At 56.6% G+C, this 13,973-nt stretch carries 14 protein-coding genes; 3 read left to right on the forward strand and 11 right to left on the reverse strand.

The genetic code is table 11. The features are described 5' to 3' along the window. Positions 1-4 precede the first annotated feature (4 nt). The 11 genes from G506_RS0108650 to gspC are packed head-to-tail and all read right to left on the reverse strand — an operon-like array spanning position 5 to position 10,711. Positions 5-493, reverse strand: coding sequence for a type II secretion system protein M (locus G506_RS0108650; RefSeq protein ID WP_051202012.1), 489 nt, complete (start codon positions 491-493; stop codon positions 5-7). Next, the gene (gspL, locus tag G506_RS0108655; RefSeq protein ID WP_028116518.1) at positions 493-1,677 is read right to left on the reverse strand and encodes a type II secretion system protein GspL; all 1,185 of its coding nucleotides are present in this window, start codon (positions 1,675-1,677) and stop codon (positions 493-495) included. The genes G506_RS0108650 and gspL overlap by 1 nt, the downstream gene beginning before the upstream one ends. Next, complete coding sequence (gene gspK, locus G506_RS0108660; RefSeq protein WP_028116519.1) at positions 1,674-2,669, reverse strand: type II secretion system minor pseudopilin GspK; 996 nt, start codon at positions 2,667-2,669, stop codon at positions 1,674-1,676. The genes gspL and gspK overlap by 4 nt, the downstream gene beginning before the upstream one ends. After that, on the reverse strand, positions 2,666-3,400 hold the full coding sequence (gene gspJ / locus G506_RS19305) for a type II secretion system minor pseudopilin GspJ (protein ID WP_035387190.1): 735 nt from the start codon (positions 3,398-3,400) through the stop codon (positions 2,666-2,668). Before gspJ ends, gspK begins: the two co-directional genes overlap by 4 nt. Further along, entirely contained in the window at positions 3,381-3,752 is a 372-nt protein-coding gene (gene gspI / locus G506_RS0108670; protein WP_028116520.1) for a type II secretion system minor pseudopilin GspI, read from the reverse strand. Before gspI ends, gspJ begins: the two co-directional genes overlap by 20 nt. Further along, positions 3,749-4,348, reverse strand: coding sequence for a type II secretion system minor pseudopilin GspH (gspH, locus tag G506_RS0108675; protein ID WP_028116521.1), 600 nt, complete (start codon positions 4,346-4,348; stop codon positions 3,749-3,751). Before gspH ends, gspI begins: the two co-directional genes overlap by 4 nt. After that, on the reverse strand, positions 4,348-4,791 hold the full coding sequence (gspG, locus tag G506_RS0108680) for a type II secretion system major pseudopilin GspG (RefSeq protein WP_276197524.1): 444 nt from the start codon (positions 4,789-4,791) through the stop codon (positions 4,348-4,350). The genes gspH and gspG overlap by 1 nt, the downstream gene beginning before the upstream one ends. Before the next feature lie 46 nt (positions 4,792-4,837). Beyond that, positions 4,838-6,058, reverse strand: coding sequence for a type II secretion system inner membrane protein GspF (gspF, locus tag G506_RS0108685; RefSeq protein ID WP_028116523.1), 1,221 nt, complete (start codon positions 6,056-6,058; stop codon positions 4,838-4,840). A gap of 3 nt (positions 6,059-6,061) precedes the next feature. Then, on the reverse strand, positions 6,062-7,603 hold the full coding sequence (gspE, locus tag G506_RS0108690) for a type II secretion system ATPase GspE (protein ID WP_028116524.1): 1,542 nt from the start codon (positions 7,601-7,603) through the stop codon (positions 6,062-6,064). Then, positions 7,596-9,773, reverse strand: a complete 2,178-nt coding sequence (gene gspD / locus G506_RS19310) for a type II secretion system secretin GspD (RefSeq protein ID WP_051202014.1) — start codon at positions 9,771-9,773, stop codon at positions 7,596-7,598. The genes gspE and gspD overlap by 8 nt, the downstream gene beginning before the upstream one ends. Positions 9,774-9,796: 23 nt before the next feature. Continuing rightward, positions 9,797-10,711, reverse strand: coding sequence for a type II secretion system protein GspC (gene gspC, locus G506_RS0108700; protein ID WP_028116525.1), 915 nt, complete (start codon positions 10,709-10,711; stop codon positions 9,797-9,799). Positions 10,712-10,921: 210 nt separating this feature from the next. Between gspC and G506_RS0108705 the strand changes: the two genes are divergently transcribed. The 3 genes from G506_RS0108705 to G506_RS0108715 all read left to right on the forward strand — a co-directional run bounded on the left by G506_RS0108705 (position 10,922) and on the right by G506_RS0108715 (position 13,959). Continuing rightward, a complete protein-coding gene (locus G506_RS0108705) occupies positions 10,922-11,335 on the forward strand; it encodes an RNA-binding S4 domain-containing protein (RefSeq protein WP_028116526.1) in 414 nt (137 codons plus the stop codon). After that, positions 11,332-12,195, forward strand: a complete 864-nt coding sequence (gene hslO / locus G506_RS0108710; protein WP_028116527.1) for an Hsp33 family molecular chaperone HslO — start codon at positions 11,332-11,334, stop codon at positions 12,193-12,195. Before G506_RS0108705 ends, hslO begins: the two co-directional genes overlap by 4 nt. 234 nt (positions 12,196-12,429) lie before the next feature. Then, the gene (locus G506_RS0108715) at positions 12,430-13,959 is read left to right on the forward strand and encodes a phosphoenolpyruvate carboxykinase (RefSeq protein WP_028116528.1); all 1,530 of its coding nucleotides are present in this window, start codon (positions 12,430-12,432) and stop codon (positions 13,957-13,959) included. The last annotated feature ends 14 nt before the right edge of the window (positions 13,960-13,973 follow it).

Here is a 13,973-nt window from a genome sequence, read left to right on the forward strand (position 1 = left end):
CTCGTTACAGCTTAGCTAGCTGCAGCCGGCGCACCTGCACCATGCCGGATTTATCGGTGTTGCTGATATCCAACGCGCTGATCTGCACCCCTTGGGCGCTGACTTCGTTGAGCCAAGTCAGCAGCTGGGTAAATTGCACATCCGCCAAGGTCAGTTGCAACTTATCGCCCTGCGGTTGCATCCGTTCAATCTCAATGCGGTTGCCCTGCGCAGTACGATTAACAATCTGGCTTAAACTGCCAGCGGCGCTCGCGCCTTTGCTGGCGCCGCTGTTACTGACGTAGCGAATGGCATTTTGTTTTACCTGTGCCAACGCGGTAGTTTCCGCCTGCACCTGCCGCTGCGCCAATTGCAGTGCCTCTTGTACCGGTTGCCAGATGCCGTAGTAAAGGATCGCCAGCAACAGCAGTGGCGCGGCGATACTCATCAGCCGCCGCTCTTGCTCGCTGCGGTCAAGCCACTGCTGCTGCAGTTGTTGGATTAGACCATTCATCACTTTGCCCTCACAGTTAGGGTGCCACTGACGCCGTTATCTTCGTTATTGAGCGCCCCAGTCTGGACCTCAAAATTGGCCTTGATGGCGTTGCTGAATTGCTCGATCTGCGCAAAATCTTTACCGCTTAACTGCAGGCGGATCTCGCTGCGGCTGGCGTCGAACTTAAGCCCCTGCGGTTTGATCTCTGGACTGGCAGCAAAGCTTGGCTGCAACTGCGCCAGCATCGCAAATAGCTCGCCATTATCACCGCCGCCAAGCCCGCGAACTTTGGCTTGCAGCTGACTGCGAGGATTGACGATCCGTTTTTCGTTGGGGAACAGACTGCGGTAGATCCGCTCCTGCTCGGCCCGCAATTCGGCCCGCTGCTGCTGCAGTTGATTGATCTGCAACCCACTGTGCAGCAACGACAACACCGCCAGCACCGAGGCGGCAATGCCAACCTTGGCCCACACCTGCAGACTCTTGCTAACCCCTTTGGCTGGCGCATAAGCCCCAGTGAGCAAGCTGATTGGCGCTTTGCTAAAGCCCGCCGCCAGCTGCTGCATCGGCAACTCCAGCGGCTGTTCCAACGAGCTCACTCCCTCTGGCAGCGGCAGCGGTGAAAACAGCGCCCATGGACGGCTGTCTGCGGCACTGGCGCTGGCAATAAGTGGCAGCCAATCGGCCTCGATCACTTCGCCGGCCAGCGGCCCACGTCGCAACAACAACTGCGACTCCAACTGCAACAGTGACAACTGGGTATCCTCGACCAACGGCAGCGCCAAAATATCTGGCACCATGCGGGTACAGGGCAGCTCGGCTTCACTAAGCCATGCCAGCCACTGCTGCAACTGATGGTGAGCGACCACCGCCACTGGTTGCTGCCCGCCTTGACGAGCGCCAGTGACAAAATGCAGCTGCTCAACATCATCCGCCAGCTGCTCTTCCAGCATAAACGGCAACGCCTTCAGCGCCTGTCGTGCCGCTTTGGCCGGCAGCGTTACGCTGCAGAAACGGATGGCACTGGCATCCACGAGTACCTCGACCGGACGACCACCGGCACGCTCTTTCAGACTGGCCAGCGCCTGTGCATTGGGCAACACCCCAGAGCTGATCACGCCCTGCTGTTGCTCCGACCAAGTCACCCATGGGATCGGTTGCTGGGCGCTGCTGCCCAGTCGTACCACCAAGCGTTCGCTCACTGTTGGCCTCCAAATTGGCGACTGATGACGGTCAGTTTGTCGCCGTCACCCCGCCGAAAAATACTTTCTAATCGAAACACCGCGGTATCGCTTTGGGCGCCACCACGCAGCCGGAAATAGTTACTGTCCACCACCAAGGTGGATTTGGTTTTACTGGATAGATCGCTTAAGCGCTGCAGTGGTCCTTCGGCCCAGAAATCCTCGCTGCTTTCCCAGCCATCCGCCGGTCGAGCATTAAGCACATCCTGCGCCTCTTCATTGCTAAGGCGCCCCTCCAGCATCCCCACTAACAGCTGCGGATACTGCGGATCGAGGGTGTTCACATTCAGCAGTTGACTGTCTTCACCAGGAATGGCGCAGATCCGATCTTGCAAAAACTGATACAGCGTCGCCGAAGCGCCGAGCACCGCCCGCAGTTCACTGTGATGCTGCATCAGCTGATTCGGCGCTTGGTAGGGAAATGGGCGAGCCTGATACTCCGGTGATTCGGCGCCATAGCTGCCACTGCCGTCGTTATCGCTGTCGACAAAATCCCGCAGCCGATCCGCCACCAGTTCGGCGGTGTAGCTGTCGATTTCGTAGGCCTCTAACATCGCAATCAACTGCTTGGCTGGCAACGGCTGCTGATAGGGATCTTGCTGGCGTTCTTCGTCAGTCAGCCCTTGCGATAAGGCATTTACGTTAAAACAGCTGCGCAGATCGCTGATGGTGCCGCCAATGGTGCCGTAATCCACCGGATAAACCACATCGGCGGTCGCCCAAAACTGCTGCAGATGGGTAGTACCATCGGCGTCTGCAAAGTCCTGCTTTAACACCCGTTTGGCCAAGGCTTCAGAAGACATCGCGTACCAATAGGCCTGCTCTTGATGATTGAGGTTAACGGTGCGGCGCAGGCTTAAATAACTGCGGTTGGTCATGCCCGCAGCAATGGTCACCATAATGCTTAACACCAGCAGTACCGTCAGCAGCGCGACCCCAGCTTGGCGCTTCATGATTGCCCCTCCGCCGCGCCACCGTTCTGACCGCCGTTATCCCCATTGCCACCGTCAGGATCATTGCCATCGCCGCCACTGTCGACGTTGTCGGTGGCATCAGTGCCAGCGGGACCATCAGCCAGCAAAATATGGCGGCGGATGGTGCCAAGATCATCCAGCTCCAGCTCCACCGCAAGCGCCTGTGGAAAGGTGCGGGCATCGGTTTGAGTCTGCCAACTGCCATCCAGATAAAAGGCAAACTTTAAGTCGCTGACGCCATCCAGCAGCATCATCTCAATCGGCTCTTCGCCTTCGACCGGATCCGGATAGAGGGTGTAAAGCCGCTCCAGTTTGTTGTCGCGCACACGGTACATCACCTGCTGCAACGAACCGCGTGGCAAGCGCCCTTGTGGATTAAGCCAGCCAAGGCGATAGAAACGAATACCTTGGGCGTCGGAATCGAGGTAGTTGTCGCCATACTCAAACAGCTGCTCGCCAACCTCGCCAAAATCGTCACGACTGCCACGGGCGACCATCTGGCCAAAGTCCCGTTCCAGCATGTTGATGGTTTGCTGCAACGCTTTGAGCCGCTGCTGGCTAGCACGACTGATCTCATCGGATTGGATGGTTTGCTGCAAAATGCCGGCGGTAGACAGTGCCAGCATCGCAAACACCACCATCGCCATCAGCATCTCAATCAGGGTGAAACCAGCCTGCGTCGAGCCCCGCTTAGTTCGGATTAGCGACATAGGTCTGCACCTCCGCTAACACGTTATCGAAGCTGCGATTGAGCGCCACTTTCACTTCGATCATCCGCAACTGTTCATCACTGGCTTTGACCACCCGCTGTTGCCAATACCAGGTACGCTCGGCCAGCTCACTATTGCCCTGCTTGTTGCCCAGCTCTGGAAATGGGTTTTCCAGTTGCAGATCCACCAAGCGGTTGTGAGCAACGTAATTAGCTAAGGTACGTTCGGTCAGCAGCGGCGCGTTGCCCAGTTGAATCGACGCACTGTTGATCAATGCCAGCGCGGCGGTAGCAAACACTGCCAACGCCACCATCACCTCTAACAGGGTAAAACCGCCAAGAAGCCGCTTCATTGCTCGGTTTCCTGATGCAGCCAGCGACTGCGACCAAGGGCATCGCCGATCAGTTCTAGCGATTCGCGGCCACGCTCGGTAGCGGAAATTTGCAGATTAAACGCGGTCATTTCGCCGGATGGGAACAGCAGCAGTTGCGGCTCTGGGTGTTTAGCCAACTCCTCTTCATCCGGCGCAAACAACGATCGGTCCAAGCCAAACTCGGATTCCTCGTCGTCCTCATCTTGATCCAGCGGTAACCCCTCAACGCTTAAGGCGAATTGCAGGGTATTCGGCAATTTACGCTCGCGATACAGGCGGTCATCACCACTGACGGTCTGCCAGTGGTTGTTATCAACACTCCAGCGGGCAAAGAAGTAGCGATCCGATTCGACCACCACCCCCATTAGCTCGCCAGTAAGTTGCGCCTCTTCCAAGGCGGTGCCGATCACCACCGCAAACTCGTTGCCTTGTGCCAGCATCGCTTCGCGGGTTTTGTCGCCGCCCATCACCAATGACACCGCGCCAGCCATCACCCCAATCAGGGTAACCACCAGCAGCAGCTCAATTAAGGTGAAGCCTCGCTGATACGAGGCTGGACGGCGACCAAAGGCCATTACTGGAAGTCATTCAGGTTGTGGTTACAGATATCGTCTTCGCTGCCCAACTGCAGATCTTGGCCAGCAGAACACAGATCGTATCGGCCAACTTCGCCTGGGCTTAGCAGCACGTAGTCGTTACCCCAAGGATCGGTTGGCAGACGCTGAATGTAACCGCCCTCTTGGTAGTTGCGCGGCTCTGGCGAACCGGATGGGCGGCTTACCAGCGCTTCCAAACCTTGTTCGGTGGTCGGCATCATGTTGTTGTGGGCATAGTACATCTGTAGCGCGTTTTCGAGGCCAGAGATATCCGCCACCGCCTTCTGTTGGTTGGCGCGGTCTTTGTTGCCCAAGATGTTTGGCGCCACCAGCGAGGCCAACACCCCGATGATCACCAACACCATCATCACTTCCAGCAGGGTAAAGCCGCGTTGGCGGCGATCATTCATAGACTTTTTCATCGGTTTACTTCCTTACTCGCTTGGCGATTAACGCACTAAGCACAAATTAAATCATGGTGTTGAGCGCCAACATCGGTTGCAAAATGGCGATCACAATAAACATGACGATACCAGCCATGATCACCACGATCAGAGGCTGCAGCACCGCCAGTGCTACCGTCAGTAGCGATTCAAATTCTCGGTCTTGGTTGTCCGCCGCGCGGGCCAGCATATTATCCAGTTCACCAGATTTTTCACCGGAAGCGATCATGTGCAGCATCATCGGTGGAAACAGCTTGGTTTGCTCTAATGACCCCCGCAGTGAGGCACCTTCGCGCACCTTGGCAGCAGCTTCCGATACCGAGGCTTTGACCTTGAGGTTAAGCAGCACGTCGGAGGCGATCCGCATCGCTTCCAACATCGGCACCCCAGAGGAGGTTAAGGTGCTTAAGGTGCGGGCAAAACGAGCGGTATTAAGGCCGCGAGAGATCTTGCCAATCATTGGCAGCTTCAACAGCAGTTGGTGCCATTTCAGCTTAAACGCCGGCTTGCGCAGCCCCTGTTGAAACAGCACCAAGCCGATCGCCAGCGCCGCACCAATATAGAGGCCGTAGGCCATCAGAAATTCGGAGATGTCGATCAGCAGCTGAGTGGTCGCCGGCAGCGCCTGCCCCATATGCTCGAACTGTGACACTACCTTGGGCACTACCGAGGTAAGCAGGTAGACCACCACACTGATGGCGACGATGGTTAAGATGATCGGATACACCAGCGCTTGGGTCATCTTGGCGTTCAGCTCTTGCCGCGATTCGGTGTAATCGGCCAAGCGCTCCAGCACCACTTCGAGGTGACCCGATTTTTCGCCAGCCGCCACCATCGCCACAAACAGCTGATCGAAAATTCGCGGAAATTCCGCCATCGATTCCGCCAGACTGTAGCCTTCAACCACTTTGGCGCGCACCGCCATCAGCATCCCTTTTAGGCGCGGCTGTTCGTTCTGCTCGGCCACCGCCTTGATACACTCTTCCAGCGGCAAACCACCGGCCACCAAGGTGGCTAGCTGGCGGGTGATCAGCGCCAAGGCGGTGGCGTTGATCTTCGGCTGAAACAGGCTAAAGCCACCGTTCTTAGCGGCGCTCTGCTCGGCTTTGGCGGCCGGTTTTAGCTCCAACGGCATCAGCTTTTGCTCACGCAGCTGTGCCCGCGCCTGCTTCATGGTGTCGGCTTCGATCACCCCTTTTAGCTGCTTACCTTTGGCATTTAAGGCCTGATATTCAAACGCCGCCACTGGTTACTCCTCGCGGGTCACTCGCATCACCTCTTCCAAGGTGGTGCGCCCCGCTAGGGCTTTGCTAAAGCCATCTTCGCGGATCGATGGAGTGTTGCTGCGCAGGTACTTTTCGATCGCCAGTTCGCCGCGACCGCTGTGGATCAGCTCGCGAATTTGATCGTCCACTTCCAGCAGTTCATGAATGCCGGTACGGCCTTTGTAGCCGCTGAAGTTGCAGTTTTCGCAGCCGCACGGCTTGTACAGCGTAACCGCGTCATCGGCGCCCACTTCCAGCAGTTGCCGTTCACGCTCATTGGCTTGATATGGCTGCTTGCAGTCGTTACATAGGGTTCGCACCAAGCGCTGCGCCAACACCCCCAGCAAAGAGGAGGAAACCAAGAACGGTTCAACCCCCATATCTTGCAGACGAGTTACCGCGCCGGAAGCGGTGTTGGTGTGCAGGGTCGACATCACCAAGTGGCCGGTGAGCGAGGCTTGCACCGCGATCTGCCCGGTTTCAAGATCACGGATCTCACCAACCATCACCACATCCGGATCTTGACGCAGGATCGCCCGCAAACCGCGAGCAAAGGTCATATCGACCTTGGTGTTCACTTGGGTCTGACCAATGCCTTCCAGCTCATATTCGATCGGATCTTCGACGGTCAGAATGTTGCGATCGCGGCTGTTGATCTCAGTCAGACCTGCGTACAACGTAGTGGATTTACCGGAGCCGGTTGGGCCGGTCACCAGCAAAATGCCGTGAGGACGACGGATCAGCACGTTGTAGCGATCGCGGATCGACGGTGACATCCCCAACTGTTCCAGATTAAGCACCGATTGGTTCTTATCCAGCAGACGCATTACCACCCGTTCGCCACGAGACGATGGCATGGTAGAAACCCGCACATCAACGGCGCGGCCACCAATTCGCAGCGAAATACGACCGTCTTGCGGCACCCGCTTTTCGGCGATATCAAGCTTGGCCATCACCTTAATCCGCGATACCAGCAAACTGGCGATGCGGCGCTGCTGCTTCAGCACTTCTCGCAGCACGCCATCGACCCGGAAGCGCACCACCAAATCTTTTTCGTAGGTTTCCACGTGAATATCGGAAGCGCCGAGCTTGATCGATTCCGACAACAAGGCGTTAATCAAACGGATGATCGGCGCGTCATCGTCGGCATCCAGCAGATCTTCGGTTTCCGGCAGTTCATCCGCCAACGACGCCAGATCGTCGTCTTTGCCAATGTCTTCCATCAGCTGCTGCGCTTCGGAGGAGTCCTGCTGATACAGCTCGGTCAGTTTCAGCTCAAAGGCGTTTTGCTCCAGCAGTTGCAGTGGCAACGGCTGGCCAGCAAAGCGGCGCGCTTCTAACAAGGCGTCTAAGCTGGCGCTGGCAACGTGGCACAACTGCGGCGGTTCGAGGCGATCGTCGATCATCACCCCTGAACGGCGGGCAAAGGCAAACGGCAACCGCAGCTTGCTGCGCGGCGCTGGCGCTAATTCACCCGCGTCGGTGCTTTCCGCCAACTCGCTGCCCAGATCAGTGAGTTCACTCATCCTTTGGCTCCGCGCTGTTGGCTTCGGTGGTTTTCAGCTCGCCGGTACTGTCGTTCTGGGCCGAGACGTCGGCAACGGCTTCCTTCATCCACTGGGTTTCATCACGCAGTGGTGTCGCCATCCCTTGACCGGACTGGTGGCGTTTAAGCAGATCGATAATCTCTGGGCTCATGCCATCCGGTGCCACCCACTCATCCAGCACTGGGGTTTGCTCCCACGGCATCAGGTTGATGCCATCTTCGCGCTGTTTCAGTTGCTCGCCACGGAAGAAGTTGTACTTGCGGCTAGAGACCGCGTTCATGGTGGCACCATCGCGGATGATGGTCGGCTTAATGAACACCATCAGGTTGCGCTTGGTCTTCTTCGATGAAGTCGAGCGGAAGATGTTGCCGATCCACGGAATGTCGCCCAGCAGTGGCACCTTAGATACCGACTCCTGCACATCTTCGCTGAGCAAACCACCAAGCACTACGGTTTCGCCGGAATCCGCCAATACCGTGGTGGTCAGGGTGCGCTTACCAAAGGTGACATCGACCGAAGTACGGCCATTGACGTTGGAAACCTCTTGTTCAATTTCCAGCTGAACCGCATTGCCTTCGTTGATCTGCGGGGTCACCGTCAGCTTAATGCCAACCTCTTTACGCTCGACCGTGGTAAACGGGTTGTCGTTCGAAGAACCCGTGGAGGAACCGGTGATCACCGGCACTTCATCACCAACGATAAAGCTGGCTTCTTGGTTATCGAGGGTGGTGATGCTTGGCGCCGACAACACGTTGGAGTTGGAATCCGCCGCCACCGCTTGGATCAGCGCACCAAAGTCGCCAAAGGCCACGCCCCAGGCCATGCCGTTCACTTTCGACAGTGCCGCCGCCAAGGTGCTTATATCACCTTCGGTATCGGGATTAGTGATGGTCTGGCCGGTCTCAGAATCAACGATAGTATTCCCCGGCTGATCGCGCGCATCCCACAAACCGGCGCCGATCTCGCCGATGGTGGTGCCGAAGCTGGAGTTGTACTGCACCAAACCGCCGGACTCGGAGCCAAACTGGACGTCGAAACCAACTTCGTCGCCTTCGGCCACCTCAACGATGATCGCTTCCACCAGCACCTGCGCGCGGCGGATATCGAGCTGACGAATGACACTTTCTAGGGTTTGAATTTGATCCGGCTGAGCGTTGATCACCAAGGCGTTGGAATCTTCGTGGGCCATGATGGTGATGCCAGCGGCGCTGGTACGGCTTTTCGGCTGACCGGCAGCTTCCTCTTTTTCCAAGCTTTCGGCAAAACCAGAAAGCACGGTTTGCAGATCTTCTGCCTTGGCGTACTTCAGATACACCACTTTGGTGTTGCCAGAGCTTTGCATGTCGCGATCCAGATCGCGCACCAATTCAGCGGCACGGCTGCGAGCCCGTTCGTCACCGCTGATCACCACCGAGTTGGTCCGTTCATCGGCAACCACTTTCGGTGCACCGCCGGCACCGGCCGCCGCTTGGCCACCGGCACCACGGTACAGGGCATCAATGATCCGCACCATCTCACTGGCGCTGGCGTATTGCAGCCGCACCACTTCCACCTTGGTATCGCCCTGCAGATCGACCCGTTTAACGATCTCCACCAGTTTATTCACGGTGGCGGCGCGGCCGGTGATCATCAGCACGTTGGAGGGATCGTAGTTAACCACGTTACCGCCACCGGCGTTGTTGTTCAGCTGCCGCAGCAAAGGTGCCAATTGTTTGGCCTCGACGTTGTACAGCGGCACAATGCGGGTCACCATCTCATCGCCTGCGCCGGGGTTACGATCATCGGCAACGCGGATGTTGGCGTCTTTGGAATCCTTATCCTTGACCACCTTGATGATGTTGCTGTCTGGCATCTCGACCACGGCGTAGCCGTAGACCTGCAGCACTGAGAGGAAGAACTGGTAGTACTGATCTTCACTGAGCAGATCGTAACTGCGGACGTTGATTTTGCCGCGCACAGTCGGGTCAACGATGATGGTCTTATTCAGGTTCTTACCAACGATGTTGATAAATTCCTGAATGTCAGTGCCTTTGAAGTTGGCGGCGTACTGTGGCGCATCGGCGGCAACCGCCAACACGCTGGCGCCCGCTAACATCCCTGCTAACACCTGCTTCTTCAACCATGGCAGGCGACGCTGCTTATAACTCATTGTAATTCCTTGGTCTGTGCGCGTTATTGTTGCGGCAGTTCAAACAGAACTTGGGTCAACTGCCCATCCCGTTCAACCATCACCGACGCTTCGGTCAAATCTGATAATTGCCCCATTAACTCAGCCGCTTGCACCAAATCGGTCAAGTCATAGCCGTTAATGGAAACCGCTAAATCGTTTGGCTTTAAGCCAGCATCGCGAAACAGCTGACGTCCCTTACTGCCGGGATTCAACCGGTAACCTTTAACGCCACCGCTGTCGCGATCTCGCACCGGCGAGATGCTGATAAAATCGGTCAGTTTGCCGGGATCGTTCAGCAGCGCATCGCGGGCTTCGGCGACCGCTTCGGCCACTGCAGGGCTGGGCTTATTCGCCGCAGCTGGCTGACGCAACCGCTGGGTTTCGCTGCTGGCTTCGCGGGTGTACTCGACGCCATCGAGCATCAGGGTTTCATAGCGGCCTTGGTTAAGGATGATGGCGCGATCGGCGTAAACCTCATGCAAGCTGGCATTGGTGCGTTTGATCTTATCGCCGATGCTGTAGGTCTCTTGGCTGCCACCGCTTTCGATAATGGCGATGCCAAGTTCCTGCTGCGAGCTGGCAACCAGCCCAGTCAGCAAAATACGCAGGCTGGTTTTGGGGGCGTCGTTGATTAGATCGCGCTGCACCGGTTTGGCCGGCTCTGGCGCTTTGGCATCGGCTTTACCAAACAGGTTAAGCGCCAGCAGTGGTTCAATTGAACGATCCACGCCAGTAGTGGCCAGCTGCGCGGTCGGCCGCCACTGCGGTGCTTTCGATTGCGGCTGGGGCAGCAATAGCCAGCAGATCAATGCCAGCAGATACAGGCACGCGGCGATCAGCGCAGCGGTCACCAACTTGGCCGCCGGAGCTTGGGGAAAACGCGCCCAAAGGCGTTGTATCGGTGCGATCAAATCCATGAATTGAAAAGCGTTCCGTTAGGTGCTGCGGCAGTACAACCATAGCAAACATAATAAGTGTATCTTCGCCGCTAACTTACGGGATTGTCCTACGACAAACCAGCAGTAACGCCTCGGCTATAATGGCGAAAATTCAGCATTTATGCTAACTTCCGCCGCCTTATCTTGCCACGGTAAAACTTACCGTTTTTGATGAAGTTAAAGGACTTTATGGCCAAATCGAGCACAAATCATTCCGAACTCCAATCGGTTCGACTGGATAAGTGGTTGTGGGCAGCACGTTTTTATAAAACCCGTGCGCTGGCACAAGAGATGGTCAACGGTGGCAAGGTGCAAGTAAATGGGCAACGCAGCAAGCCCAGCCGTAAATTGGAGATCGGCGCCACAGTAACCCTGTGGCAAGGCTTTGATGAGAAGGAGCTGCAAGTTTTGGGGCTGTCGGAAAAACGCCTAAGTGCACCGCTAGCCCAAGAGCTGTACCACGAAACGGAACAAAGTCAGTTGCGCCGTGCCGAACGGGCTGAACAGCGTCGCCTTAAGGCCGATGCAGATCACAGCGCCGGGCGTCCGGATAAAAAGCAGCGCCGTCAGCTGCTACGAGTAAAACATCAGGATATCCAATGACATACACAGACCAACTGCAACGCTACCTGTTCGACAAGGCCGATGTCCGCGGCGAACTGGTGCAACTGGAACAAAGCTACCAGCAAATTCTGGCCAATCACGACTATCCTGCGGTAGTGCAGCGCCTGCTGGGCGAACTGCAAGCGGCCACGGCGATGCTGACCGCCACCTTGAAATTTGAAGGTGAGATTACCGTACAGATGCAGGGCGATGGCCCACTGAAACTGGCGGTGATCAACGGCAACCACCAGCACATTATGCGCGGTGTGGCACGCTTTGAAGGCGAAGTGCCAGAAGGCGATCTGCAAGCGCAGCTGGGCAAAGCCCACCTGGTGATCACCATCACCCCAACCAACGGCGAGCGCTACCAAGGCATCGTATCGCTGGACAAGCCAACTCTGGCAGGCAATATCGAGCAATACTTTAACCAGTCTGAGCAGCTAAATACTCGCATCTGGCTACACGCTAACGGTGAAAAAGCGGTTGGTATGCTGCTGCAACAGATGCCAGCATCCAACATCATCGCCACCGTATCGTTCGAGCACCTAGAAGCGCTGACCGACACCATCAAGCCGGAAGAGCTGTACAACCTGCCGTTTACCGAAGTGCTGTACCGTCTGTACCACGAAGAATCGGTACAGATGTTCGATGGCCATCAGGTGACTTTCTCTTGCGGTTGCTCCCGTGAGCGCAGCCTAGCCGCCTTGGCCACCGTCGGCCGTGATGAGCTGGACAGCATCATTGCCGAGCAAGGTTCGGTGCAGATGCACTGCGATTACTGCAACACCACCTACAAGTTTGATGCGATTGACGTTGCCGCCATCGGTCAAACCCAAGCGGGTAACGACACTCAGCACTGATAGATTCTGTGAATCAATACATAACAAAGCTGCCCTTGGGCAGCTTTTTTTACGCCTATAGTCAGTAGTAGCCGTGCCGATCGGTGCAAATTTTAGGCGGCTGTGGTTACACTGCAATTGGTGAGTTAAATTCACACAGACCCACAGTTAATAACAACAATGAACATCATCACACCGACTGTCCGTCTACGCCAGTCAGTGCGGTGGTCACCCCAAGGATCGAGGAACAACACTATGTCAGATAGCCAGCAGGATCTGTGCAGCGCCGCCCTAATCGACGCTGCCATCTCCCGCAATGAAGGCCAGCTTGCCGCCAATGGCGCACTGGTGGTGCATACCGGCAAGCGCACTGGCCGCTCGCCCAAAGACCGCTTTATTGTTGATGAGCCCAGCAGCCGTGATGAGATCGACTGGGGTGCGGTTAATCGCCCTTTCCCCCAGGATAAGTTCCAAGCGCTGTGGCAACGGGTCGAAGGCTATCTGAATGAGCGCGAACATTTCCGTTCCAACCTGCAAGTGGGCGCCGATCCGGTGCACTACCTGCCGCTGGATGTGCGCACCGAAACCGCCTGGCAGCAGCTGTTTGCCCGCAATCTGTTTATCGTTCCAGAGCAGGTAAACCCGGCGGACAAACCGGTTTGGCAGATCCTCAACGCCGCTGGCTTTGAATGCGATCCACAGCGCGATGGCACCAACTCGGATGGGGCAGTGATCATCAACTTTGCCGAACGCAAAGTGCTGATTGCCGGGATGCGCTACGCCGGCGAGATGAAAAAAGCGATGTTTTCGGTGCAAAACTTCCTGTTGCCAGCCAAAGGGGTGCTGCCGATGCACTGCTCCGCCAATGTTGGTGAACAGGGGGACACCACCTTGTTTTTCGGTCTGTCTGGCACCGGTAAAACCACCCTATCGGCAGATCCTAAACGCAGCTTAATTGGCGACGACGAACACGGCTGGGCACCGGGCGGGGTGTTTAATATCGAAGGCGGCTGCTACGCCAAGTGCATTAACTTATCCCAGCAAAACGAGCCGGTGATCTGGGATGCCATCCGCTTTGGCAGCGTGCTGGAAAACGTCATCTTAGATGAGCAGCGTCAGCCGGATTACGACGACGACCGCCTGACCCAGAACAGCCGCGCCGCCTACCCACTGGAACATATCCAACGACGAGTACTGAGCAACAACGGCGCCGAACCGGCGGCGGTAGTGTTTCTTACCTGCGATGTCTCTGGGGTGTTGCCACCGGTCGCTAAGCTCTCCAAGCAAGCGGCGGCCTATCACTTCCTCTCTGGCTATACCGCTAAGGTCGGTTCAACCGAGATTGGCTCCAGCGCGGCGATTGAATCCACCTTTTCAACTTGCTTTGGCGCACCGTTCTTCCCGCGTCCAGCCGGGGTTTACGCCGAACTGCTGATGGAGCGAATTGAATCATTTGGCAGCCAAGTCTATCTGGTTAATACCGGTTGGAGCGGCGGCCCCTACGGCGAAGGCAAACGGTTCTCGATCCCCACCACCCGAGCAATCATCGATGCCATCGTCAGCGGTGAGCTGGCCAGCGTCGACACCCAGCATATCCCGCAGCTGAACCTCGATGTGCCAGTGGCCGTTAACGGCGTCGACAACAATCTGCTGCTGCCACGCAACACCTGGCAGGACGGCGACAAGTACGACCGTTACGCCAAGCAACTGGCCGACGAGTTCCGCGCTAACTTTGATAAGTATCAAGTATCGGAAGCGATCGTTAACGCCGGCCCACGGGGATAAGCGTGTAACTAGTG

The sequence above is a fragment of the Ferrimonas senticii DSM 18821 genome (assembly GCF_000422665.1).
GTDB classification, from domain to species: domain Bacteria; phylum Pseudomonadota; class Gammaproteobacteria; order Enterobacterales; family Shewanellaceae; genus Ferrimonas; species Ferrimonas senticii.